This window comes from Streptomyces sp. WZ.A104 (assembly GCF_002382885.1).
Lineage (GTDB): Bacteria > Actinomycetota > Actinomycetes > Streptomycetales > Streptomycetaceae > Streptomyces.
In genome coordinates, this window is the sequence record NZ_NWVL01000039.1 from 52,030 (window position 1) to 74,593 (window position 22,564).

Genomic DNA, 22,564 nt, shown 5'->3' on the forward strand with positions numbered 1-22,564 from the left:
CGGCCCGCACGAGTGACCACGGTCATGTCGCGGGCGGCGAATCCCGGGCCGAGGCCCTGGTCCGGCGCGTGCACCTCGCTCGTATGCTCGGTTCATGACCGATGCTCAGAGCGGACGCCCGACCTCCAACGCCATGCGGCGCGCGCTCAGACGAGCCCGCGACGGTGTCGCCCTCGACGTGACCGAGGCCGCCGTGCTGCTCCAGGCGCGCGGCGACGATCTGACGGACCTCGCGGCGTCCGCCGCCCGGGTACGGAACGCGGGCCTGGAAGCCGCGGGCCGGCCGGGCGTGATCACGTACTCGCGCAAGGTCTTCATCCCGCTCACCCGTCTCTGCCGTGACCGGTGCCACTACTGCACCTTCGTCACCGTCCCGGGCAAGCTCCGCCGGGCGGGCCACGGGATGTTCCTCTCGCCCGACGAGGTGCTGAAGATCGCCCGCGAGGGCGCGGCGATGGGTTGCAAGGAAGCCCTGTTCACGCTCGGGGACCGCCCGGAGGACCGCTGGCCGGAGGCGCGGGAGTGGCTGGAGGCGGAGGGGTACGACGACACCCTCGCGTACGTACGTGCCATGGCGATCCGGGTCCTGGAGGAGACGGGCCTGCTGCCCCACCTCAACCCGGGCGTGATGACCTGGACCGACCTCCAGCGCCTCAAGCCGGTCGCCCCCTCCATGGGGATGATGCTGGAGACCACGGCGACCCGCCTGTGGTCCGAGCCGGGCGGCCCGCACCACGGTTCCCCGGACAAGGAACCGGCCGTACGGCTGCGCGTGCTGGAGGACGCGGGCCGCTCCAACGTCCCCTTCACGACCGGCATCCTGATCGGGATCGGCGAGTCTTACGAGGAGCGCGCCGACTCCCTCTTCGAGCTGCGCAGGACGGCCCGCGCCTACCACGGCATCCAGGAAGTCATCGTGCAGAACTTCCGCGCCAAGCCGGACACGGCGATGCGCAAGATGCCCGACGCGGAGCTGGAGGAGCTGGCCGCGGCCATCGCGGTAGCCCGGCACATCCTCGGCCCGTCCGCCCGCATCCAGGCCCCGCCGAACCTGGTGGACGCGGAGTACGCGCTGCTCATCGGCGCGGGCATCGACGACTGGGGCGGGGTCTCACCCCTCACGCCCGACCACGTGAACCCCGAGCGCCCCTGGCCCCACATCGAGGAACTGGCGGACCGGACAGCCGAGTCGGGCTTCACGCTCCGCGAACGCCTCACCATCTACCCCGAGTTCATCCAGCGCGGGGAGCCCTGGCTCGACCCCCGCCTCCTCCCGCACGTCCGCGCCCTGGCCGACCCGGAGACGGGCCTCGCCCGCGAGGACGCGATCCCCGCCGGCCTGCCCTGGCAGGAACCGGACGAGGGCTTCACCTCCACCGGCCGCACCGACCTGCACGCCACCATCGACACCGAGGGCCGCACCGGCGACCGCCGCGACGACTTCGACGAGGTCTACGGGGACTGGGAGGCGCTCCGCGAGGCGGCGGCCCCCGGCATGGTCCCGTCCCGCATCGACGCCGACGTACGCCAGGCGCTGAGCCAGGCCGCCGACGACCCGACGAAACTCACCGACGACCAGGCCCTCGCCCTCCTCCACGCGGACGGCCCGGCGCTGGACGAGCTGTGCCGGATCGCGGACGCGCTGCGCCGGGACGTGGTCGGCGAGGACGTCACGTACATCGTCACGCGGAACATCAACTTCACCAACGTCTGCTACACCGGCTGCCGCTTCTGCGCCTTCGCCCAGCGCCGTACGGACGCCGACGCGTACACGCTCTCGCTCGACCAGGTCGCGGACCGGGCTGCGCAGGCGTGGGACGTGGGCGCGGTCGAGGTCTGCATGCAGGGCGGCATCCACCCGGACCTGCCCGGGACGGCTTACTTCGACATCGCGCGAGCGGTGAAGGAGCGGACCCCCGGCATGCACGTGCACGCGTTCTCCCCCATGGAGGTCGTCAACGGGGCGACCCGCACCGGCCTGTCGATCCGCGACTGGCTGACGGCCGCCAAGGAGGCCGGGCTCGACTCGATCCCCGGTACGGCGGCGGAGATCCTGGACGACGAGGTCCGCTGGGTCCTCACCAAGGGCAAACTGCCCACGGCCACCTGGCTGGAGGTCATCAGGACCGCTCACGAGGTGGGTCTGCGCTCGTCCTCGACGATGATGTACGGCCATGTCGACCAGCCTCGCCACTGGCTGGGCCACTTCCGTACGCTGTCCCGACTCCAGCAGGAGACAGGCGGGTTGACGGAGTTCGTCACCCTCCCCTTCATCCATACCAACGCCCCTGTCTACCTGGCGGGCATCGCCCGCCCCGGCCCGACCGACCGCGACAATCGCGCGGTCACCGCGATGGCCCGGCTCCTCCTCCACCCCCACATCACCAACATCCAGACGAGCTGGGTGAAGCTCGGCGCGGAGGGCGCGGCGGAAATGCTCCGCTCGGGCGCGAACGACCTGGGCGGCACGCTGATGGAGGAGACGATCTCCCGTATGGCCGGGTCGAGTTACGGCTCGTACCGCTCCATCGAGGACCTCACCGCCATCGCCGAACTGGCGGGCCGCCCGGCCCGCCCGCGCACGACCCTGTACGGGGAGGTCCCGGCGGAACGGGTGGCGGCGGCGACGGCCTCGGACGGCCAGCTGCCGGAGCTACTGCCGGTGGTGCCGAGCTGACGGCGGGGGAGAGGGAGGCGGGGTTGTTCCCGGCCCCGTATCCGCTCACCCGTATCCGCTCACCCGTATCCGTTCAGCAGCCCATGGCGGCGAGACCGGTCGGCAGGTATGACCTGACGAACCGTTCGAGGTCGTCGCTGTGGTCGTTCTCGGTATTCGGGAGATCGAGGTCGAGGACGTAGTTCTTTCCGGACTTCGGGCAAGGAGCCATCACCACGGACCGGGTCCGGGACACCACGGCATTGTCGCTGGCGTCCGAGGCCCTGAGCTGATCAAAACTCCCGAGCTTCCCGTTCTTCGCGTACTCCAGCACATCGAACTTCCGTTGACCGGAACGCTCGGTGAAGACGACCTCCATGTCGTCGTCGACGTAGATCTCGCACGAGAACGGTTCGTCCGACGCCGACGGCTTGTCCCGCAGCTCGTCGCCGCTGGGCAAGAGCTCCGCGAGCCGGTCCCTTTCCATGTCCCGGCCACAGGCCTTGGCCGGGACGGTGTACTCCTGCGGACCGCCGCACGCCGCGATGCCTGCCAGGAGAAGGGCAGCGAGGGAGAAGTGAGCGGTTGTGGTACGCAGCCTCCCGGTCATGACGATCCCACCGTGCCGTTCGCGCTCTTGTTTCCGTTGAGGGCAGCGAGAGAGATGTCCATCTGGCGCAAGTACTCGTCACCCTTGGCCGACAGCTCGTGGTCCGGATTGATGCGGCTCCACTCCTCGCCGAGGGCGGCGAGGTAAGCCTGCCGACTCTGGAAGTTCTCGCTTCGGGTCTCCCTCATGCGGAGCATGCATATCGGCGATGATCGCCTGATTCACCCCTTCCATGAGCATGCCGTAGGCGTCCTGGTCCCTGGACACCTGCTTGGACACCTCAAGGAGGTCCTTGTAATCGAGCGGGCTCCTTCCCGAATCCAGCGAGCTGGCCGACTGGTGCACATTGTCGCCGTAGTTGGCGAGTAGGGCGGCCATGTCGTCCCGGAGTTCGGGCGGGAAGTCGTTCTTCTTGTCGGCCAGCAGGTCCAGGGACTTGTCCAGGACTTCGCGCTGCTCGGGCGTGTGGTCGTAACCGGTGACCACGGCGGGTACGTCGGGGTTCAGGCCGGTGCCTGCGGCCAGCAGCGCCTCGATCGACGCGGTGAACGTGCTGGGGCGGGCGTGGTCGCTGTCGACGCCGAACTTCTGACGCAATTCGTATGCGGTGTTGCCCATTTTGCCCAGCTGGTCGTCGTGGACGACCAGGTCACCGTCGGCCGCTGTGCCACCTCCGCCGGGCGGCGCCCCGTTGAGCTGCGTGGGGGCCGAGACTCGCTGCGCCGCTTCGTTCTTGAGCTTCTCCCACTCGTCCCATGCCATGAACTGAACCGTCCCCGTAAGCGGTCGACCACGAGCCCCTTTACCCTGCACGGTAGCAACCTGCTTGCCATGTGAACCTGTCGGATGCGGCTCACGCGATTCAGCCACACCGATGACCGCGCTCGCCCGCGGTCGGTGCGGCATTGCTCGGCATAACGTTGGGGCGTGATGGAACCCACGCCCCCGTACCTGGACAGAATCCGGCAGTCGTACGATGCCGTCGCCGCCGACTACGCCCGCTCCGTCAAGGATCCCGCCGAGCTGGACCCGCTGTCGCGCGCCGTGCTGGGCGCGTTCGCCGAGCTCGTACGGTCGGCGGGCCTCGGGCGGGCACCTGTTGCTGGTCACCCGGGTCGACGACGAGGGGCACCACCGTCTCACGCACGGCTACGGCGGCCCTCCCGCCTCCTTCGACAGCTACCGGATGCCCGCGGACCGGGTCGCGGAACTGCTGGAGGGAGCGGGGTTCGTGGTTACGGGGCGGACGCTGCAACCACCCGAGGAAGGCGCGAAGCGGCCGGTCGCCGGCTTCCTGGCTCGCAGACCGGAAACCGCCGCCCCGCAGGAGTGATCCGCCGCGCCCGCGCTGTATCGCGGGGGTGTGCCCCCTCCTCCCAGGGCCCCCGGGGCCGTTACGGGCGGCAGCCTTCTGCCTGCATGGCGACGGGCAGTTGGGAGCGCAGGAACTCTTCCAGGATGCGACGGCGTTCCGCAGTGTCCTTCGGGTTCTCCACGCCGTCGATGACCAGCACGTACTGACTCTTCTCTCCCTTGTACGTACACGCCTGGACCGCCATCGCCGCGTGGTCCGCGATGGTGGCACCGTCGCCGACGTCGGCGGGTTTCGGGTTCCCCAAACGTCGCATGGTCCGTTCGTTGACTTCCAACGGCTTGATGAACGGCTCGACGACGTCACCTCGCAGGCCCACCACTTCCTGCCCGTCGATCTCGAACTCGCAACGGGGTTGCTTGGGTTCGGAGAAGGTGTCCTTGGTCTTCAGCTCTTTGCCGCTGGGGAGCAGTTGGCCGATCAGGTCGGGGTCGACCTTCGTGCCGCAGGCTTCGGACACCTTGAACGCGTCAGGTTCGCCGCAGCCCACGGCCCCGACGAGTAGCGCGGTGAGCAGTGCGGCGTGGCACGCCGGTCGCGAGACGATCCTTCTCATCGACTTCATCCCCCTTCGCCCGCCAGCCCGCCGGCGCGGTCGTTGCCGTCGTATGCAGCGCTGCCGATCTCTCTGGTTATGGTGTAACGGGAGTTGGAATGGCCAGGGTTTGCTTTTCCCCACTCGTCGGCCAGCGCCTGCAACTGCTGCTCCCTCCCCTTGAAGACCTCTCGGTTGTCCTGGACCTGGAGGGCGTCGATCCGCTCCTGCTCCTGCGTCTGCCACTGGTAGGCGGCCGCGTCGATACCGCGCTGAGCGATGTCGCCCACTCCCGGAACGAAGTTCGCGATGCTGCCGAACCCGTGGTATATCCACTTGGCGTCCCACGAGGGATCGTCCTTGTCGGTCACCAGAGCCTGGTAGCGGGCCTGTTCCAGGAACCCAACGGTGGCGCCTGCCCGCTGCAGGGTCTCTTTGGGATCCTTCGGGTTGTCCTCGTGGATGTCCCTGACGATCTCCCGGTTCAAGCCCTCGTTGAGCATGCCGTAGGCGTTCTGGTCGCGGGAGATCTGCTTGGAGACCTCCAGCAGCTGGTCCCGGTCCAGCAGCTTCGGGTCCTCGGGGTCGTCAGCCAGCGCACTGGCGGAGTGGTGAACAGTGTCGCCGTGGTTCGTCAGAACGATCGCCATGTCGTCCCGCAGCTCGGAGGGGAAGTCGTCACCCCGCTCCGCGAGGTACTTCAGGGAGCTGTCGAGCACCTGCCGGTGCTCTCCGGTGTGCTCGACCGGCCGAGCGGAGCGGTCGTCCGGGTCGACTCCGGTCGCCGCCGCGACGAGGGCGTCACCGGTCGCTTCGTAGATTGCCTTCGGGCCCTTGTAGTCGCTTGCCGACTCCCCATACCCCATGGAGTCCGGCACCACGTCGTTGAAGGGCTCGCGGTCCTTGAGGACGTACTGGGCGTTGTCCTCGGGGTCGGTCGAGCTGAAGAAGTCCCTAGCCGCGTCGGGGTTGTGGGCCAGCGCCTTCATGAACCCGGTCATCGGGTCCGTACCCGCGTCGTTGTTCTCCCCGTAGTGGAGCTGGTCGATCTTCGCGTACGACGGAAGCTTGTCCCAGGGCAGCGCGTCCTCCCGGCGCTTGCCGCCGGGGCCCGGGTCCTTGACGTCCCCGGTGTTCTCCTTCTCGTACTTGACGAGCGCGTTGCCGTAGTCGTTGAGGAACTCGCCCTCGTACTTCCCGTGGCGCATGAGGTTGCTCATGGCCTGGAAGCCGTGGACGCGGGTCTGGCTTCCGCCCTGGCCGCTGCCGACGTTCTCTCCGCCGAGCGCGACCACCCGGTCCTTCCAGGACTCCATGCCCTCGCTGTTGGAGTGGGAGGCGGTGGCCAGCGTGGTACCCAGCTGCTTCTCCAGCGTGCCGAGCAGCCGCATGCGCTCCTCGCGCGCGTCCTGCGTGCCCGTGCCGCCGCCGTCCCGGTTTTCCCAGCTGCCCAGGTCCACCGCTCCGGCGAAGAACTCCAGTGTCCTCTCCGGGCCGAGGCCGAGGGCCACGCGCTCGGCGAAGACGGGGTCGTTGGGGTGGGCTTTCATCAGGGCGTTGAAGCGGGCCAGCTGCTCGTTGGTGATCTGGCTGGGATCCTTCTTACCCAGGGCGATGAGTTCGTCGGAGTCCTGGATGCTCTTCTGCGCCGAGTCGAAGCTGTTGAACCCGTTCGACTCGAACCCGTGCTTGTCCTTCGCGTGGAAACGCAGCGCCGTGGCGGCCGTGCTGTCGGTCTCGCCGGCCGCGGTCAGGATGGTGCTGATCTCCTTGGCCACCGCGTCGATCTCCGCCTGGGTCGGCGGTTCGATCTTCGCGTTACCGGCCGCCTGCGGTGAGGGGACGGCGCCGATGACCATGCCCTTGTCGTTCACGTAGATGTTCTTCTTGGCCGCGCGGCCCACCGCGTCGGCCAAGTCGCTCTTGTGCTTCGTCAGTTTGCTGTACGCGCCGCTCAGGATCGTGTGCACGCTCCGAGCGACGGTGACGACGTCATCGAACTCCCGCGCTGTGACCGTGACGAAGTCCTTGGTCACGGTCGCGTTCTGCCCCTTCCAGTCGGCCGCCTTGGCCTTGCTGCCCAGGTCCGCCGCGCTGACCTCGCCATTGCCGCCGTCGGCGACCTTGACCAGCTTGTCGACCATCGCCTGCCAGTCCGCGACCGCCGCCTGGAGCTTTCCCAGCCGCAGGTCGTTGAGCTCTTGGAAGGTGACCATGATGTGTGCCCCCGTTGCCCGACGTGCCGATTACTTGTAGTAGTCGTTGATGCGCGACACGGACAGCTCGTCCCCGCCGATCGTGTGCAGGTCCGTCGCGATCTTGACCGCGTCCTTCGCGTGCTCGGCGCGGGTGTAGTCGAGATGGTTGGAGATGTGCGCGCACGCCTCCTTGAGCGTTCCCGCCTTCGTGTTCCAGGCGTCATGGAGTTCGGTGAGGGCGGAACCCATGTCGAACCCGTCGTTGAACAGCTGGATGGACGCGTCGAAGGTGTTCTGCCGCGCGTGGTCGGACGCGGAGGAGAAGTGCTGCCGCAGGTCGTAGGCCGCGTTCCCCAGCGCGCCGAGGACGTTGTCGTGGACAACCAGGTCTCCGTCGCCGCCACCGCGTGCGGGGGCGACCTCGTTCAACCGCATGGCCGCGTCCTGCTGCGCCCTCGCCTTCGCCTGCTCCCACTCGTCCCAAGCCATAGGTCCTCCGTGACGCCGTACGTCGATCTCTTCTTCCGCGATGGGGCCGCCTGTTCCCTCACGTTATCTTCGCTTCTTGATCGTTTGCCGGGAGGGCGGCGGCCGGGTGCCGACGGGCAGGTAGGAGGCGGTTTTCCGTTTCTCTCTGTCATGACCCGGGCAACTCTTGCGGGGGTCGCCCCCGTCGCCACGTGCTGAGTGGGCCGGATGAGTCAGGAGACAGAAGACATGCGAACTCCATCGATACCGCCGAAGCCACCCATGAACCGCAGTGCCGCACCCGCCGGTGCGAGCGTTCCACTTCCCATCCGCAACGGGTTCGCCGCCCGCGTCGGCACGGCTCTTGCCGGCACTGCCCGCACCGCCGCCGTCCTCGCCGCCGCAGGCCTCCTCGTGCTGGGCACCGCCTCCGCCGCCCACGCCGGCCCGCCGCAGAACCTCCCCCAGAACGCCGGGGGTTACGAGCAGTCCTTCTCGCCCGCCTTCGACTACGACGGGGACGGCTGCTACGCCACGCCCGCCATCGGTCCCGATGGCACCCTCGCGACGGGGCTGAAGACGACCGGCGCGGTCAACGGCAGCTGCCGGGACCAGTGGGACCTGGACAACTCTCAGACGTACGCCCGCTCGAAGTGCAACAACGGCTGGTGCGCCATCGTCTACGCGAGCTACTTCGAGAAGGACCAGGCCGTCCACGGCAGCGGGCTCGGCGGGCACCGGCACGACTTCGAGCATGTGATCTCCTGGGTCAACCAGGGCTCCAACCAAGTGGATTACGTCTCGACGACGCAGCACAGCACCGTCAAGACCTACCCGCGCTCGCAGGTGCGTTTCGACGGCTCGCACCCCAAGGTCGTCTACCACAAGGACGGTTGGAGCACGCACTTCTTCCGCCTCGCCAACGGCAACGACGAGCCGCCGGAGAACCACTACGGCAACTGGCGCTATCCCCCGGTCGTCGACTGGAACGGCTTCCCCAGCACGGAGTTGCGCGAAAGGCTCATGAACGCCGACTTCGGTGCCGCGACCATCAAGGTCACCGACAAGGACGACCGCTTCCGCAACCTCCTCAACAACTCCCGGCCCGCCGGAATCCCCTTCGACCCCTGGGCCTGACAGGTGGTGGCGCCGACGGCGACGTGCGAGGCCGCCCTCGGCGAGTGGTGACGCGGGGGCCCGCGCCCCCGCCCGGTGAGGACGGACGCGCGGGCCCTGCGGCGTACGGGGGCGGGGGCAGGCGACGGGGCTCCCGCGGCAGGGGAGGGCGACTGCCGGAGGGTGAGGGGCGCTGACAGACTGGGGGCATGCCCGCGACCACGCCCCGTCGTCCGTCCCTCCAGCAGATCATCGAGGAACAGCGCCGTGCCGCGTTCGTCGGCCGGGAGGCCGAACTCAACCTGTATCGGGGGAACTTCGCGATACCGCCGGAGGACCCCCGGCACCGGTTCGTCTTTCATGTGCGGGGCAATGCGGGGGTCGGCAAGACCTCGCTGGTGCGGGAATGGCGGCGGTTGGCGGGGGAGTTCGGGGCGTTGGTCGCGTCCGTGGACGAGGGGGCCGACTCCGTGCCGGAGGTACTGGCCGCCGTCGCCGCGCAGTTCGCCGAGCAGGGGCACCCGCTCAAGGCGCTCGACCGGCTGCTCGCCAGGTACCGGCGCACGCTCCACGACGCGGCGAGCCGACTGGCCGCGGACGGGGGCGACCCCTCGCCCGGGGCGCTGGCCGCCGCGCAGGCGGGGCTGATCGCGGCCGGGGCGATCCCCGTGGTGGGCGCGCTCGCCGGGGGCATCGATCCGGCGGTCGTGGCCCGGGGCGCGGGCGGGCTGCGGGCGGTTTTCGGGGGGCGGGCCCGGCAGCAGGAGGAGGCGCGGCTGCTGGCGGAACCGGTACGGGTCCTCACCCCGGTGTTCGTCGCCGAGCTGGACCGGGTCGCGGACACCGTGCCGTGGATCGCCCTGTTCCTGGACACCTACGAGCGCACCGCGCCCCTGCTGGACCGGTGGCTGGCGGACCTGCTGACGGCGGGGCGGTACGGGGAGCTGCCCGCGAACCTCGTGCTGACCCTGGCCGGACAGCGCCGCCTGGACCCCGTGCGCTGGGGCGACCGGGCCCGCCTGGTCGCCGACGTGCCGCTCGGGCCCTTCACGGAGGCGGAGTCACGCCGACTCCTCACCGGACGCGGGGTGGTGGAGGAGCCCGTCGTACGGGAGGTGCTGCGGCTCTCCGGAGGGCTGCCGGTCCTGGTGTCGACGCTCGCCGCGAACCCCGGCGCGGCGGGCGAGGCGAACGCCACCGCCGTCGAACGCTTCCTGGCGGGCGAGAGCGACCCGGTCCGCCGGGCGGCCGCTCTCGCGTGCGCCCTGCCCCGGCGGTTCGACGAGGACCTGGTGGCCGTCGCCGCCCCGGACTCCCCGCCCGGGCTCTACGACTGGCTGCACGAGCTGCCGTTCGTCGTCGCCCCGCACTCGGGCCGCTCCCGCTACCACGGGGTCGTACGGGCCCCGATGCTGCGGCTCCGGCGTACCGGCTCCCCGCGGCGGTGGAAGGAGACGCACGACCGGCTGGCCGACGCCTTCGCCGCCCGCCGGGACGCCGCCGCCGAGGGGGCCGACCCGGAACGGCTCTGGGCCGAGGAGCCGTGGCGCCGGGCAGCCCTGGAGGCGCTGTACCACCGGCTGTGCGCCCGTCCACGCACCGCCCTGCCCGAGGCCTGGCGCGCCGGGATCGCGGTCTGTGCCCAGCAGCCCTCGGCCGCCCGCCACTGGGCCAGGACCCTCGTGGACGCGGGCGAGGACGCCGACAGCGCCCTCCTGCGGGACTGGGGGCGCGACCTGCTCGCCGCCGTCACCGACCACGGGCCCCGCCCCACCGCCGCCCTCGGCCTCCTCCTCACCCGCGCCGAGCTGACCGACAAGGACCGGGCCGCCGCCCTCGTGGCGCGGGCCTGGGACCGCCTCCGGGCCGGGGAGCCCGCCGCCGCCCTGTCCGACCACGGGCGGGCCGTCGCGGTGGACCCGCGTTGCGAACGGGCTTACCAGGGGCGGGCGGTGGTGCTGCGGGCGCTCGGCCGCTACGAGGACGCGCTCGCCGACCTGGACCGGGCCGAGGAGATCGCGCCCGCCTGGGCCTGGGCGGTGCGCGAGCGGGGTGAGACGTACCGGCGGATGGGGCGCCTGGAGGAGGCCCTGACCGTCCTGGACCGGGCTCATGCCCTGGACCCGTCGGACGCCCTGCCGCTCGGCAGCCGGGGCCTGGTCCGCCACCGCCTCGGCCGCCACGAGGAGGCGCTGGGCGACTTCGACCGGGCGATCGCCCTGTGGCCGGAGTACGCGTGGGCGCTGGCGCGGCGGGCCCGGGTCCGTGCCGCGCTGGGCGACCCGGTGGGCGCCCTCGCCGACCTGGACCGGACCGAGGAGCTGACCCCCGGCCTCGCCGGGACCGAGGGGGAGCGGGGCGAGGTGTACCGGGCGACGGGACGGTACGAGGAGGCCGTCGGCTGCTACGGGCGGGCGCTGGCCCTGGACCCGGAGTACGCCTGGGCGCACGGCAGCAGGGCCCTGGCGCTGGAGGCCCTGGGGCGGGTCCCGGAGGCGCTGGCGGACCTGGACCGGGCGCTGGAGCTGGACCCGGACTACGCGTGGGCGCGGGTGCAGCGGGAACGGCTGGGTCGCGAGCCCTCTGACGCTCACCGAGATCCATCACGTCGCGACGGTCCGGGCAGGCCGCCGGGCGGCTGATCACGTTCTTCGCTCGATCACGGAGCGGGCCAGGGAGATGCGGCTCGTCCTCGCGCCTCCGACCGCGGAACTCCTGGACGCCGCACTCGCCGTGCGGGCCCGGTACGCGACGCCGAACCTCGATCTGGTGGACGCGGTCGATGTCGCGCCGGCGGCCGAATACGACACGGACGCCGTGCTGACCCGGGACATCCGGGACTTCCGGGCCCTGCGGCCGCTCGCGGGCCGGTACACGCACTTGCGGATCGTGCCCGACGATCTTTGATCGGCCACCGTCCCCACGGGCAGAAGACGACCTGCGGGACACCGGCCAAAAGCGACCTGCGGGACGTGCGTCGACATACCCGTACGTACTCCGGCCGCCCCCTCTGCCGCCCGTTCCCGTTCGATTACAGTGCTTGCGCGGTCGCCCGCAGGGGCCCGTGCAGGCTTGTACGCGGTGTCCGGGGACACGCGGCGTCGGGAGGGGGCGGGGTGAGCACAGGGACCACGGCTGTCTGGGGCCGGGCCGAGCAGCAGGACTTCCGCAGCCGGGTCCGCGGGGCCCTGCTCGGCGGGGCCGTCGGGGACGCGCTCGGGGCCGGGGTCAGCGGGCTCGGGCTGGAGGAGATCCGGGCGGCCCACGGGGTCGAGGGGGTCACCGACTACGTCGTCGCGCACGGCAGACGCGGGGCCGTCACCGCGCTCACCCAGCTCACCCTGTTCACCGTCGACGGTCTGATCCGCGCCCAGGTCCGCCGCGACACCGGTGCCTGGCACCCGCCCACCGATGTGCACCGGGCCCACCTGCGCTGGGCCGCCACCCAGCACGACTGGGGGCCCGACGAGCGCCGCGAGGACAACGGCTGGCTGGCCGCCGAGGAGTGGCTCTACGCCCGCCGCGGCCCCGCCCGGGAAGCCCTGACCGGCTTCGGCGACACCGTGATGGGGACTCTGGACCAGCCCAAGAACCCCACCGCCCGGGACGCGGGCGCGCTCACCCGGTCCGCACCTTTCGGGCTGCTCGTGGGCTGGGAGCCGGGCCTCGTGCTCCAGCTGGCCGTCGAGTGCGCCGCCCAGTCCCACGGCCACCCCGCAGCCCAACTGGCCGCCGGAGCCTTCGCCGTACTCGTGCACGGGCTGGCCCGCGGGGAGACCCTGGACGGTTCCGTGCAGAACGCCCTGGCCCTGCTCGTCGAACGCCCCGGACACGAACCGGTCGCCGAGGCGTTGCAGAAGGCCCTCGGCTCGGTGCGGCAGGGCATTCCGGGCCCGGCCCTGATCGAGGCGCTGGGCGCGAGCGACGCCGCCGAGGAGGTCCTCGCCGTCGCCGTGTACTGCGCGCTGGTCAGCGAGGACATCCGGCACGGGCTGCGGCTCGCCGTGAACCACAGCGGCCCCTCCCGCGCCACCGCCTCCGCCTGCGGGGCGCTGCTCGGCGCGCTGCACGGGGAGACCGCACTGCCGCCGGCCTGGCTCGTGGAGCTGGAGGGGCGCTCCACCGTCCTCGAACTGGCCGACGACTTCGCGATGGAGATGACCCAGGGGCCGGCCCTGCACGGCCCGTCCGCCGCCGCCCCGGGCTGGCTGGCCCGCTACCCGCGCGGGTAGCGGTGCCTCGACGGCTTGATCCGAGGCATCCAGTCCAGGAGCCCGCTACCCGCGCGGGCAGCGGTGCCCAGGAGCCGGACTCAGAACGTCATCGCATCAGTTCGCCCGCGTTGACCAGCAGCGACTGGCCCGTGATCGCCCGTGCCCGGTCGGAGGCCAGGAAGGCGACGGCCTCCGCCACATCCCCGTCCGTGGCCAGCTCCGGCAGCGCCATCCGCTCGGTGAGCCGGGCCCGCACCTCCGCCTCCGGCACGCCCTCGGTGTGCGCCGTGAACCGGACGTACGCCTGCACCGGCGGCCCCCACATCCAGCCCGGCAGCACCGTGTTGACCCGGATGCGGTCCGGGCCCAGCTCCCGTGCCAGGGAGTACATCGCCGAGGTGAGCGCCCCCTTGGACGCGGCGTACGCCGCCTGCCGCACCTGGGAGGGGGCGGCCACCGCGGACTGCGTACCGATCACCACCACCGAGCCGCCCCGCTCCTTGAGGGCGGGCAGACAGGCCCGGGTCATCCGCAGCGTACCGAGCAGGTTCACGTCGATGACCGACTGCCAGGTGGCGAAGTCCGCGTCCTGGAGTCCCCCGAAGCAGCTGTCCCAGGCGGCGACATGCACCACCGCGTCGATCCCGCCGAACCGCTCGACCGCCAGCGCCGCCAGCGCCTCGCACTGAGCCTCGTCCGTGATGTCGGTGGGGAGGTGGGCGGTGTGCAGGCCCCCGGGGTCGATCTCCGCCGCGCTCTTCGCCAGGTTCGCCGCCGTGCGCGCCCCGAGCACCGCGCGCCCTCCGTCCCGTACGACGGTCTCCGCGACCCGGTGCCCGAGCCCCGGCCCGACACCCGAGACGATGACCGTCTTCCCCGTGAGCAACATCGGCGCCTCCCGGCCCTGGCAGTCCATCTGACGAACCGTCAGAGTAGGGGGACGCGGGATCTGGCGGAAGGGGAAGGGAGACATGGTGGGCGACGACGCGACACGCAGCGAGAGGTATGCCGAGCTGGCCGCGGTGGGGCCGTACGGGGTGCGCCCAGGGCACGCCCTGATCACCATGGTCGAACCGCACCCGGGCCATGAGTACGCGTACAACCGCTGGTACGAGGACGACCACTACTACGCGGGCGCGACGGCGATGCCGTGGATGTTCGCCGGGCGCCGCTGGGTGGCCACCAGGGACCTCCAGGACCTGCGCTATCCGGAGAAGTCGGCCGTCGCCCAGCCCGTCGGCACGGGGTGCTATCTGTCGACGTACTGGGTGACAGAGGGGCGCTACGGCGACCACATGAAGTGGACCGTCGCCATCAACAAGCGGCTCAACCGGGACGGCCGGGTCTACCGGGACCGGACCCATGTCTTCACGGCCTTCCAGGACCACGAGGCCACCGTCTACCGCGACGGTGCCGCTGGGCCCCGGGACTTCCACGCGCTGGATCACCCGTACGCGGGGCTCGTGCTCCAGGTCGTCGACGCCGAAGGGCCGGAGCGGCGGGCGGAGTTGCTGGAGTGGCTGCGTTCGCGCCATCTTCCGAAGCGGCTGAAGGGCTCACCCGCGGCCATGGTCACGGTCTTCCGGCCGACCCCGCTGCCCGGCGACCGGATGACGTACGTGAAGCAGGTCGAGGGGGTCGACACCCGGCTGACGCTGCTGTGGTTCCTCCAGGAGGATCCGCGAAGCTGCTGGCAGGAGCACTTCACCGGTCTGGACGCGGCGGTCGGGGAGACGGGGCTGGGGCGGGTGGAGCTGGTCGCGCCGTTCGTTCCCACCGTGCCGGGGACCGACCGGTACGTCGACCGGCTGAGGTGAGGGGTGGGAGGTGAGGGGTGAGAGGTGGGGGCGATGCGGGAGGCCCCTCGTCCGAGCCGGCTCCGAGCCGGCTCGGAGCTCGCTCCGCGGCGAGCCCCTCGGCTCGTGCCGAGCCCCCTCGGCCAGGACGGCGACCGGTCGAGAGGGCCCTGTCAGGTGGTGCGTGGTGACCGGTCAACCGCCGGTCGTGCCTGGTCGGTCGGGGTCAGACGTCGGCCCGGTACGCCGCGACGTCACGCACGAACGCGTTCCACGCACCGGGGACGAAGGTGAGCGAGGGCCCCTCGGGAGCCTTCGAGTCGCGGACGGCGATGGACAGAGCGACGGGGGACTTGACCTCGACGCACGCGCCGTTGCCCCCGGAGTACGACGACTTCGTCCACGCGTCCGTAGCACCCTGAAGAATTGCCATGTTCACTCCGGTTCAGAGAGTTGGGTGAGTCGCACCAACCTGATTCCGATTGGCGTGATTGACGCTACTCGCCAAGCCTGTTCCATGAGATGGCCGTTCACTCGACCGGGTGATCTTCTTCGGTGGAATCTTCCGTAGTGAGCTGGCGGCGGTGTACCGTGCCGCCGCCACTCACTCGATGGGCCGACGGCAGGTGCCGAGCCCTGAAAACGGTCAGCTTGTGATCGGTCAGCTCGTGTACGACTTGGCGATCTTGCTGATGAACTCCCGCGTCTGTTCCACGTTCAGAGCCTGGGCCCGCAGGTGTTCGTACATCACGCTGTAGCGCTGCACGTCGTGCGCCTTCTCCAGGTAGAGATCGCTCGTGACGCCCTCGATGTACACCACGCTGGAGTCGGCCGCGTCCGGGAACTCCAGGATCGCGTACTGCCCGTTGATCCCCGGGTGAGCTCCCATGTCGAACGGCAGCACCTGCACGGTCACATGCGGCAGATGCGACTGCTCGACGAGGTGCTCCAGCTGGTCGATCATCACCTGGTTGTCACCGACCCGACGGCGCAGGGCCGACTCGTCGATCACCGCCCACAGCCGCAGCGGATTCTCCGGCGCGTTCACCCGGTCCTGGCGCCGGGAGCGTACGTTGACCCGCTTCTCGATGTCCGTCGGCGGGGCCTCGGGGAGCGCGCCGCTGATCAGCGCCTCGGCGTACGCCCGGGTCTGGAGCAGGCCCGGCACCATCTGGGGCTCGTACACCCGCAGCGACTCCGCGTCCGTCTCCAGGCCGATGTAGACGCTGTACGGGATGTCGCCGAAGGCGTGCCACCAGCCCTGCTGGCGCGAGTCCTTGGCCATCTGCATGAGCGAGTCGACGATGCGGTGGTCCTCGACCTCGTACACCCCGCAGAGGTCGCGCACATCGCGCTGGCTGATCGAGCGGCGGCCGTTCTCCAGGCGGCTGATCTTCGACTGCGAGACCAGCAGTCGTTCCGCCACTTCCTCGGCCGTCATGCCTTTGAGTTCGCGCAGGCGGCGCAGTTCCTGGCCCAGCCTGCGTCGCCTGACTGTGGGATTGACGTTGGACGGCACGGAAAGTGCACCTCCGGCTATGTAGCTGTGCGTATCTACTGCTCAGCAGATTGCCACCCCTTGCCCTGGCCGCGCTGGGAAACGGCCACACGCGGACTGCGGGGGGCGTACGCACCGGCGCGCGGGAGGGCGCGCAAGCGCACGGGGCAGCCGGTGATGGTGAATACCGGCTGCCCCGTGCGTGGTGCGGCTCCCGGACCGGGTCCTGTGACGACGGTACGGCGGTGTGCTGTTGTCGCGTACTGCTGTTCTGTGCTCGGGTCCGGACGGTCAGCTTGCGGCGGTGTGCGCCATGCTGCCGCGACGGGCCTGTGCTTGCGGCTGCAACGGGAGACCCGCTGACTGCTGCGTACGGCGTGGCTGGACGGCCACCCCGTTCTGGACGTCCATCACGGCGTGCGCCACGAGTCCGCCCATCGGGTCGTGCCTGATCAGGTCCCGGAGCCGGGAGCGCGATGAACGCCCCTCGTTCCCGGGGTACAGGTGCTTGCCGAGTCCGACCGCGTGGGCCAGTGCGGCGAGCGCGGCGGTCCGCGGGTCCGGCGGTACGCCGGTGCGGATCGCGCTGTCCAGCCGGGCCCTGATGTCCCGGCTGATTGCCGTGTCCGTCGCCTGGTAGCGAGTCGTCGGCAGTACGCCGCACATCTGGCCCGCCACGGCATGGACCATGCCGCACCGCTCCAGATGCGCGAGATAGATCTGGCGCAGCCCCAGCCGGGGTCCGCCGATCCAGTGGACGGCCCGAACCGGGCTGCCGCGACGGCGCAGCAGTTCCAGTGCGGAGTCCAGAGTCGGATCTCCTGTCGGCCGTGGCATCACCACGGCGATACGATCCCCGTCAGGGGCTATCCGTCCTGCCAGAGCCAGCTCCACTAGCTGTGCCCCGGCCAGGCCGAGGTCGAGCGACTGCGGCTGCGCTGTGGTACCCGTGGTCGGGTCCAGAGCGAGCAGCAGAAGCTCCTCCGGAATTGTTCTGCGGCTCCTGCCCATCCATGCCTCCCCGCGTGGATGTCTGACAGGGTGACCCCTCTCACATTCATCTGTCGAGAGCGCCTGACTGCTTTGTACGGGAACCAGTAGCTATGTCGTTCCCGTCTAGCAGCTCGGCCAGGGGTTCACACAGGACACTGGTAGATGGTTCGGACTGCGCGGGGTGGCCCCGCAGGGTATGAGGAGGCATCGGTGGCGGGCGAGTCCCCCGACAAAACGGAGCAGCAGAAGTCGTCGGGGACGGCTGCGGAGGAACGCGACCCGCGCTTCGCCGTGTTCCGTGACCCCGGAGCCGACGGGGGCGCGGAAGCGGATGCCGGCGTGGGTGGGGCTTCCGGTGTGACGTCCGATACGGCGACCGCGGTCTTCCGCCCCCGGCTTCCTGAGGGCGCCGCCGTGAGCGAGCCCGCGGCGAAGCCCGAGCCGCAGGCGGCCGTCACGGCCTCCGGGGAGGCTGCCGAGCCTCCGGAGGGCCCGGAGGGCCGGGAGGCCGCCGGGAGTGAGCCTGAGAGCGGTTCCGAGGCGGAGGCCGAGCCCGGGGATGTGCGGCTGCGCGCCGCGGTGGCCGCGTGGGTCGATGCCGCTGCGGAGGACGAGCCTGCGGCGGACGCGGACGCGGATGCGGATGCGGGTACGGGTACGGGTGCTGAGGGGGGTAAGAAGCCCGAGGCCAAGCCCGCCGCCGAGGCGGAGCCCAAGGACGCGCCGAAGCGGAAGGCTGAGGACGAATCCACGGGTGACGCAGCCCCCGACACCGGCTCCGACCTGCGAGGAATCGATCAGCCCACTGCCGTCTTCAAGGCGGCCAAGGCGGCTGATCGCATCGACCAGGCGACGACCGCGCTGAAGCTCCCGCCGAGCGAAAGCAAGGCTGACGGCAAGCCCGCGGACGGCAAGCCCGCAGACGACGAGCCTGCCGGTGACAAGCCCGCGGACGACAAGCCCGAGAGCGCCGCCGAGCGCACGAGCACCTTCGTGCCGCTGCGCTCCGACGACGTACGTTCCGCTTCCGCGCCCCGCAAGCCGGAGCCCGAGGCATCCGGGACGTCCGAGGCGACCGGGACGTCCGAGGCGTCCACCATGTCCGGGGCATCAGGTACGTCCGGGGCCTCCGCGACCTCCGGCGCGTCCGCCAGTGCCCCCGGGGCGGGCCCGTCGACCTCCGGCGCGTCCGCCGCGCCGTCCTGGGCCACGGCCGAGCGGACCCGGCAGCAGCCGTTGCCGCCGAAGCCGCCGCTCGACCTGCTCGCCGAGCTGACGAACACCCCGCCGCCCCCGGAGACCCCGGTCCGCAACGCGGTCCGCCGGGTCAAGATCTGGACCCCGCTGGCCCTCCTCCTGCTGATCGTCTTTGCGATCGTGCAGGTGATGCGCCCGATGCCGGAGCCCGAGCTGAAGCTGACGGCGAAGCCGACGTACACCTTCGAGGGCGGCGCCACGGAGCTGTCCTGGCCGGGCCAGGGGCAGTCGGCCGTGATGGTGGACGGCGTGGGATCGCTCGGTTCCGAGGGGGCGCAGAAGTCGGCCCCGATCGCCAGCGTCGCGAAGGTCATGACCGCCTATGTGATCCTCAAGGAGCACCCGCTCAAGGGCGACGAGGAGGGCGAGACGATCACCGTCGACCAGCAGGCGGAGGACGAGTCCAAGCGCCCCGACGAGTCGACGGCCCCACTGACCAAGGGGCAGCAACTCACCCAGCGGCAGCTGCTCCAGCTGCTGATGATCCCCTCGGGGAACAACGCGGCACGGTTGCTCGCCCGTTGGGACGCCGGTTCCGAGGACGCGTTCATCGACAAGATGAACGACGCGGCCAAGGAGCTCGGGATGACCGGGTCGACGTACACCGACCCGAGCGGACTGGAGAAGACCACCGTTTCCACCGCCGGCGACCAGCTGAAACTGGCGCAGGCGGTCATGCGCAACGACGTCTTCCGTGAGGTCGTGGACATGCCGCAGGTCGAGATCGAGGGCATAGACGGCAAGATCTACAACAACAACACGCTCCTGCTGGAGCCGGGCGTGAGCGGCATCAAGACCGGGTCGTCCACCCCGGCGGGCGGCAACCTGCTCTGGTCGGCGAACACCGTGGTCGACGGCAAGACGCTGTGGATCTACGGAGCGGTCATGGGCCAGCAGGCCGGTACGGGACGGCTCTACGACAGCCTGACGCTGTCCCTGACCAACAGCCTGAAGCTGATCAAGAGCGCGCAGGAGGCCCCCACCTCCGCCACGGTGGTGAAGAAGGGTGACGTCGTCGGGTACGTGGACAACGGCTACGGCGGACAGACCCCGGTGGTCGCCACCAAGAACCTGAAGGCGGTCGGCTGGTCCGGGCTGAAGGTCGAGCTGAAGGTCACCGGCAACGGCAAGGGCATCGACCACGATGCGAAGGCCGGGAGCGAGGTCGGCATGGTGACCGTCGGTACGGGCACCGGAAAGGTCACGGCGCCGGTGGCGCTCCGCAGCGACCTGCCCGAGCCGGCCTTCGGCGACAAGCTGACCAGGATCGGCTGAAACCCTCGGGTGGGAAACCCCCGGGTGGGGAGGGGTGAGCGGCGCCCGGTCGGCGGCGTTCGCCCCTCCGCTCCTATGACAGGGATACGTGTCGGAGGTACGTGTTAGCGTCCCCGGACAACTCAAGGACGCCGGGACGCGTCTTTGGTGAGGTACGGGGCCGGCGGAGACGGGGAGAGCCGTAGTGACCACCGCGGAGCCGAGACCCGGCCGTGAGGCGGGCGACACCACTGGATACGGCACCACCGGTGCCGGGGTCGGTGACAGTGCCGGGTCCGGTACCAGTGCCGGGGACGAGGCCGCCCCGCACGTCCGCGTGCCGTCCCCCCGTGCCCCGGAGCCCCCGGGGCCCCGGGAATCCTCACCCGGCGGGCATGCCGGGCCTGCCGAATCCCCGGCGGAACCCGACGCCCCCGCCGTACCCGTAACCCCCGGTCGGTTGCCGTCCGGCCGGGTGCGGCGGCTGCTGCGGCACCCTGTCACCGTCGCGACGGCGTTGGCCGCCGTCGCGCACCTCCTCTGGTTCTTCTTCTTCGCCAACACCGGCGGCGACATCGCGGCGCAGGACGCCTGGGCCGAGTTCGTCGGACGGCACCCCGGAACCGCGTACAACCTCGCCTGGTACGGGGGCATGCACCCCGTCTCGTACAGCGTGGTCTCGCCCTACGTGATGTCCCTGCTCGGCGTCCGTACGACGATGATGATCGTCGGTACGGTCTCCTCCGCGCTGACCGCGCTGATCCTGGTCCGGGTCCCGGCGGTCCGCAATCCGCTGGTCTGCTCGCTCGCCGGGGTCTTCGCCTTCCTGTGCAACGCGCTGTCGGGCCGGGTGACGTTCGGACTCGGCATGATGTTCGCGGTCGGCGCGGTGGCGGCGGTGTTCTGCTGGCCGTACCGGTGGCGCTACAAGCGGTGGGCCAAGGCCGCCGTCGCCGCCCCGCTCGCCGGACTCGCGACGGCGTCCAGCCCTGTCGCCGGGCTGTTCCTCGGGGTCGTGGCGGCGGCGCTGTTCCTGCACAAACGGCGCCCGGGGGCGTACGCGATCGGGCTCGCCCCGGTCGCCGTGGTCGGGCTGTCCGCCTGGCTGTTCCCGTTCTCCGGTACGCAGCCGATGTCGCTCGGGACGGTTTCGCTGCCGTTGCTCTTCGCGGTCCTCGTCTTCGTCCTCGTACCGCGCGACTGGAGCACGGTCCGCACCGCCGCCGCCGTCTACGGGCTCGGCACGGTGCTCACGTACTTCATCGACTCGCAGATCGGGTCGAACATCACCCGCATGGCGATGCTGTTCGCCGGGGTGGCGCTGCTCGCCGCCCTGCCGTACGCGGTGCCGCGCAGCCGCCGCTGGTACGCCCTGGTCCTGGCGTTCGCCGGGCTCAACTTCTGGATCGGTTTCAAGAGCGTCGACGACATCGTCCGTACCGCCCCCGCCGCGTCCTGGAACCGCGAACTGGCCCCGCTGGTCAACCAGCTCCAGCAGGTGAAGGCCGAGCGCGGCCGGGTCGAGGTCGTGCCCGCGAGCAGCCACCGCGAGGCCTCGGCGCTCGCCCCGTACGTCAACCTGGCGCGCGGCTGGAACCGCCAGGCGGACATGAAGCGCAACCCGCTCTTCTACGACGACACCCTGGACCCGGTGAACTACCGGGAGTGGCTGGACCGGTGGGCCGTGCACTACGTGGTGCTGCCCAAGGACCGGCCGGACGGCACGGGGGCCGTTCAGGAAGCGGAGCTGATCGAGCGGGGGCAGCCCTACCTGCGCCAGATCTGGGGCGACGCGAACTGGAAGCTCTTCCGGGTCCTGGACCCGGTGCCGCTCGCGGACCCGCCCGCGACGGTGGAGCGGGCGGGCGCGGGCGAGCTGACGATCACCGTGAAGTCGGCGGGCCGGGTGCTGATCCGTATCCCGTACACGCGCTGGCTCGCCCTCGTCGACGAGGACGGCAAGAGTGTGGAGCGCCCGCAGGAGACCGAGGAGTCGAAGGAACGGTCGCAGGCGGACGAGACCGCGCCGAAGACGTATCTCAACACCCACGGCTGCCTGAACAAGGTCGAGGAAGGCCCCTACGGCGACGAGTGGACGGAACTGCTCGCGCCGCGGCCGGGCGTGTACCGGCTGGCGGCCCCGTACCAGCTCCAGCCGGGCACACCCTGCCCGGAAGAGCTGAGCTGACTGAGCGTCAGCCTGCGTGTGTAGGGGGCATCGTGCGAGAGCCCTCCCTCCGCGGGCGGCAGCCTGGCAAGGTGTCCTGCCATGAAGGCGACAAGGTGCCCGTACTGCGGCGGTGGACAGCGGGGCGCGTTGCCCGGAATGGTCTGTCCCGACTGCGGAGTGGGAGCGCCCCGGTCGGCGGCCGCGGAGGGCTCCTGGATCGCCACGGAGACCCTGGCCGGCCGCATCTCCACCCTGCCCCGGCGGCGCAAGGCCCTGCTGGCGGCGGGGATCGTGGTGGCCGCCGGGGGGCTGGTCGCCGGCGCTACCCTGCTGGCGCCCTGGGCCGCGCGGGGCGGTGGCGGCGACAGCGACAGCCGTACGGACGCGGCGGGCCGGGCGGGCGCGCTGCCCGACCGGGTCGGCGGCG

At 70.9% G+C, this 22,564-nt stretch carries 18 protein-coding genes and 1 pseudogene; 10 read left to right on the forward strand and 9 right to left on the reverse strand.

The annotated features are described in order from the left end of the window. Window positions 1-94 precede the first annotated feature (94 nt). On the forward strand, window positions 95-2,677 hold the full coding sequence (locus CIB93_RS21275; protein WP_096628953.1) for a bifunctional FO biosynthesis protein CofGH: 2,583 nt from the start codon (window positions 95-97) through the stop codon (window positions 2,675-2,677). A 73-nt stretch (window positions 2,678-2,750) separates the two neighbouring features. Here the strand turns inward: CIB93_RS21275 and CIB93_RS21280 are convergent, their stop codons facing one another. Then, window positions 2,751-3,266, reverse strand: coding sequence for a hypothetical protein (locus CIB93_RS21280; protein ID WP_096628955.1), 516 nt, complete (start codon window positions 3,264-3,266; stop codon window positions 2,751-2,753). Between the two features lie 78 nt (window positions 3,267-3,344). Beyond that, window positions 3,345-4,028 carry a hypothetical protein gene (locus tag CIB93_RS38030; RefSeq protein ID WP_179500186.1) on the reverse strand — a complete coding sequence of 228 codons (684 nt, stop codon included), beginning with the start codon at window positions 4,026-4,028 and terminating at the stop codon, window positions 3,345-3,347. A gap of 337 nt (window positions 4,029-4,365) precedes the next feature. Between CIB93_RS38030 and CIB93_RS39640 the strand changes: the two genes are divergently transcribed. Then, window positions 4,366-4,599 carry a hypothetical protein gene (locus CIB93_RS39640; protein ID WP_373558778.1) on the forward strand — a complete coding sequence of 78 codons (234 nt, stop codon included), beginning with the start codon at window positions 4,366-4,368 and terminating at the stop codon, window positions 4,597-4,599. A 61-nt stretch (window positions 4,600-4,660) separates the two neighbouring features. Here the strand turns inward: CIB93_RS39640 and CIB93_RS21295 are convergent, their stop codons facing one another. The 3 genes from CIB93_RS21295 to CIB93_RS21305 are packed head-to-tail and all read right to left on the reverse strand — an operon-like array spanning window position 4,661 to window position 7,860. Then, window positions 4,661-5,194 (reverse strand): hypothetical protein, encoded by a 534-nt coding sequence (locus CIB93_RS21295; protein ID WP_096628981.1) that lies wholly within the window; start codon window positions 5,192-5,194, stop codon window positions 4,661-4,663. Between the two features lie 5 nt (window positions 5,195-5,199). Continuing rightward, the gene (locus tag CIB93_RS21300; protein WP_096628957.1) at window positions 5,200-7,389 is read right to left on the reverse strand and encodes a DUF6571 family protein; all 2,190 of its coding nucleotides are present in this window, start codon (window positions 7,387-7,389) and stop codon (window positions 5,200-5,202) included. 30 nt (window positions 7,390-7,419) lie between these two features. Next, entirely contained in the window at window positions 7,420-7,860 is a 441-nt protein-coding gene (locus tag CIB93_RS21305) for a hypothetical protein (RefSeq protein WP_096628959.1), read from the reverse strand. 228 nt (window positions 7,861-8,088) lie between these two features. On the opposite strand from CIB93_RS21305, the gene CIB93_RS21310 reads away from it, so the two are divergent. The 4 genes from CIB93_RS21310 (at window position 8,089) to CIB93_RS21320 (ending at window position 13,187) form a co-directional block, all read left to right on the forward strand. Next, window positions 8,089-8,976 carry an NPP1 family protein gene (locus CIB93_RS21310; RefSeq protein ID WP_096628961.1) on the forward strand — a complete coding sequence of 296 codons (888 nt, stop codon included), beginning with the start codon at window positions 8,089-8,091 and terminating at the stop codon, window positions 8,974-8,976. 188 nt (window positions 8,977-9,164) lie between these two features. After that, window positions 9,165-11,597 carry a tetratricopeptide repeat protein gene (locus CIB93_RS21315; protein WP_107470969.1) on the forward strand — a complete coding sequence of 811 codons (2,433 nt, stop codon included), beginning with the start codon at window positions 9,165-9,167 and terminating at the stop codon, window positions 11,595-11,597. 37 nt (window positions 11,598-11,634) lie between these two features. Beyond that, window positions 11,635-11,862 carry a hypothetical protein gene (locus CIB93_RS37190; RefSeq protein ID WP_373558779.1) on the forward strand — a complete coding sequence of 76 codons (228 nt, stop codon included), beginning with the start codon at window positions 11,635-11,637 and terminating at the stop codon, window positions 11,860-11,862. Between the two features lie 209 nt (window positions 11,863-12,071). After that, window positions 12,072-13,187, forward strand: a complete 1,116-nt coding sequence (locus CIB93_RS21320; RefSeq protein ID WP_096628963.1) for an ADP-ribosylglycohydrolase family protein — start codon at window positions 12,072-12,074, stop codon at window positions 13,185-13,187. Window positions 13,188-13,275: 88 nt separating this feature from the next. On the opposite strand, the gene CIB93_RS21325 is transcribed toward CIB93_RS21320, so the two are convergent. Continuing rightward, complete coding sequence (locus tag CIB93_RS21325; protein WP_096628965.1) at window positions 13,276-14,058, reverse strand: SDR family oxidoreductase; 783 nt, start codon at window positions 14,056-14,058, stop codon at window positions 13,276-13,278. A gap of 82 nt (window positions 14,059-14,140) precedes the next feature. Between CIB93_RS21325 and CIB93_RS21330 the strand changes: the two genes are divergently transcribed. Beyond that, window positions 14,141-14,986 (forward strand): hypothetical protein, encoded by an 846-nt coding sequence (locus tag CIB93_RS21330; protein ID WP_179500187.1) that lies wholly within the window; start codon window positions 14,141-14,143, stop codon window positions 14,984-14,986. 205 nt (window positions 14,987-15,191) lie between these two features. On the opposite strand, the gene CIB93_RS21335 is transcribed toward CIB93_RS21330, so the two are convergent. From CIB93_RS21335 to CIB93_RS21345, 3 genes are all read right to left on the reverse strand, one after another. Further along, on the reverse strand, window positions 15,192-15,398 hold the full coding sequence (locus CIB93_RS21335; RefSeq protein WP_096628967.1) for a DUF397 domain-containing protein: 207 nt from the start codon (window positions 15,396-15,398) through the stop codon (window positions 15,192-15,194). Window positions 15,399-15,626: 228 nt separating this feature from the next. Next, the gene (locus CIB93_RS21340) at window positions 15,627-16,484 is read right to left on the reverse strand and encodes a helix-turn-helix transcriptional regulator (RefSeq protein WP_096628968.1); all 858 of its coding nucleotides are present in this window, start codon (window positions 16,482-16,484) and stop codon (window positions 15,627-15,629) included. A 270-nt stretch (window positions 16,485-16,754) separates the two neighbouring features. Then, complete coding sequence (locus CIB93_RS21345; RefSeq protein WP_096628970.1) at window positions 16,755-17,474, reverse strand: GPP34 family phosphoprotein; 720 nt, start codon at window positions 17,472-17,474, stop codon at window positions 16,755-16,757. A 192-nt stretch (window positions 17,475-17,666) separates the two neighbouring features. Here CIB93_RS21345 and CIB93_RS21350 point away from each other — a divergent pair, with 192 nt between their 5' ends. The 3 genes and pseudogenes from CIB93_RS21350 to CIB93_RS21360 all read left to right on the forward strand — a co-directional run. Further along, window positions 17,667-19,988 carry a serine hydrolase gene (locus CIB93_RS21350; protein ID WP_096628971.1) on the forward strand — a complete coding sequence of 774 codons (2,322 nt, stop codon included), beginning with the start codon at window positions 17,667-17,669 and terminating at the stop codon, window positions 19,986-19,988. A 184-nt stretch (window positions 19,989-20,172) separates the two neighbouring features. After that, window positions 20,173-22,155 (forward strand): MFS transporter, encoded by a 1,983-nt coding sequence (locus tag CIB93_RS21355; RefSeq protein WP_096628973.1) that lies wholly within the window; start codon window positions 20,173-20,175, stop codon window positions 22,153-22,155. A gap of 81 nt (window positions 22,156-22,236) precedes the next feature. Continuing rightward, window positions 22,237-22,564: pseudogene (locus CIB93_RS21360) on the forward strand (adhesin); the annotation flags it as partial.

Coding starts and splice junctions, on each gene's coding strand:
- CIB93_RS21310 (WP_096628961.1), top strand. CDS start 8,089: ATGCGAACTCCATCGATACCGCCGAAGCCACCCATGAACCGCAGTGCC.
- CIB93_RS21275 (WP_096628953.1), top strand. CDS start 95: ATGACCGATGCTCAGAGCGGACGCCCGACCTCCAACGCCATGCGGCGC.
- CIB93_RS21315 (WP_107470969.1), top strand. CDS start 9,165: ATGCCCGCGACCACGCCCCGTCGTCCGTCCCTCCAGCAGATCATCGAG.
- CIB93_RS21300 (WP_096628957.1), bottom strand. CDS start 7,389: ATGGTCACCTTCCAAGAGCTCAACGACCTGCGGCTGGGAAAGCTCCAG.
- CIB93_RS38030 (WP_179500186.1), bottom strand. CDS start 4,028: ATGGCATGGGACGAGTGGGAGAAGCTCAAGAACGAAGCGGCGCAGCGA.
- CIB93_RS21345 (WP_096628970.1), bottom strand. CDS start 17,474: ATGGGCAGGAGCCGCAGAACAATTCCGGAGGAGCTTCTGCTGCTCGCT.
- CIB93_RS21295 (WP_096628981.1), bottom strand. CDS start 5,194: ATGAGAAGGATCGTCTCGCGACCGGCGTGCCACGCCGCACTGCTCACC.
- CIB93_RS37190 (WP_373558779.1), top strand. CDS start 11,635: ATGCGGCTCGTCCTCGCGCCTCCGACCGCGGAACTCCTGGACGCCGCA.
- CIB93_RS21305 (WP_096628959.1), bottom strand. CDS start 7,860: ATGGCTTGGGACGAGTGGGAGCAGGCGAAGGCGAGGGCGCAGCAGGAC.
- CIB93_RS21280 (WP_096628955.1), bottom strand. CDS start 3,266: ATGACCGGGAGGCTGCGTACCACAACCGCTCACTTCTCCCTCGCTGCC.
- CIB93_RS21335 (WP_096628967.1), bottom strand. CDS start 15,398: ATGGCAATTCTTCAGGGTGCTACGGACGCGTGGACGAAGTCGTCGTAC.
- CIB93_RS21330 (WP_179500187.1), top strand. CDS start 14,141: ATGGTGGGCGACGACGCGACACGCAGCGAGAGGTATGCCGAGCTGGCC.
- CIB93_RS21325 (WP_096628965.1), bottom strand. CDS start 14,058: ATGTTGCTCACGGGGAAGACGGTCATCGTCTCGGGTGTCGGGCCGGGG.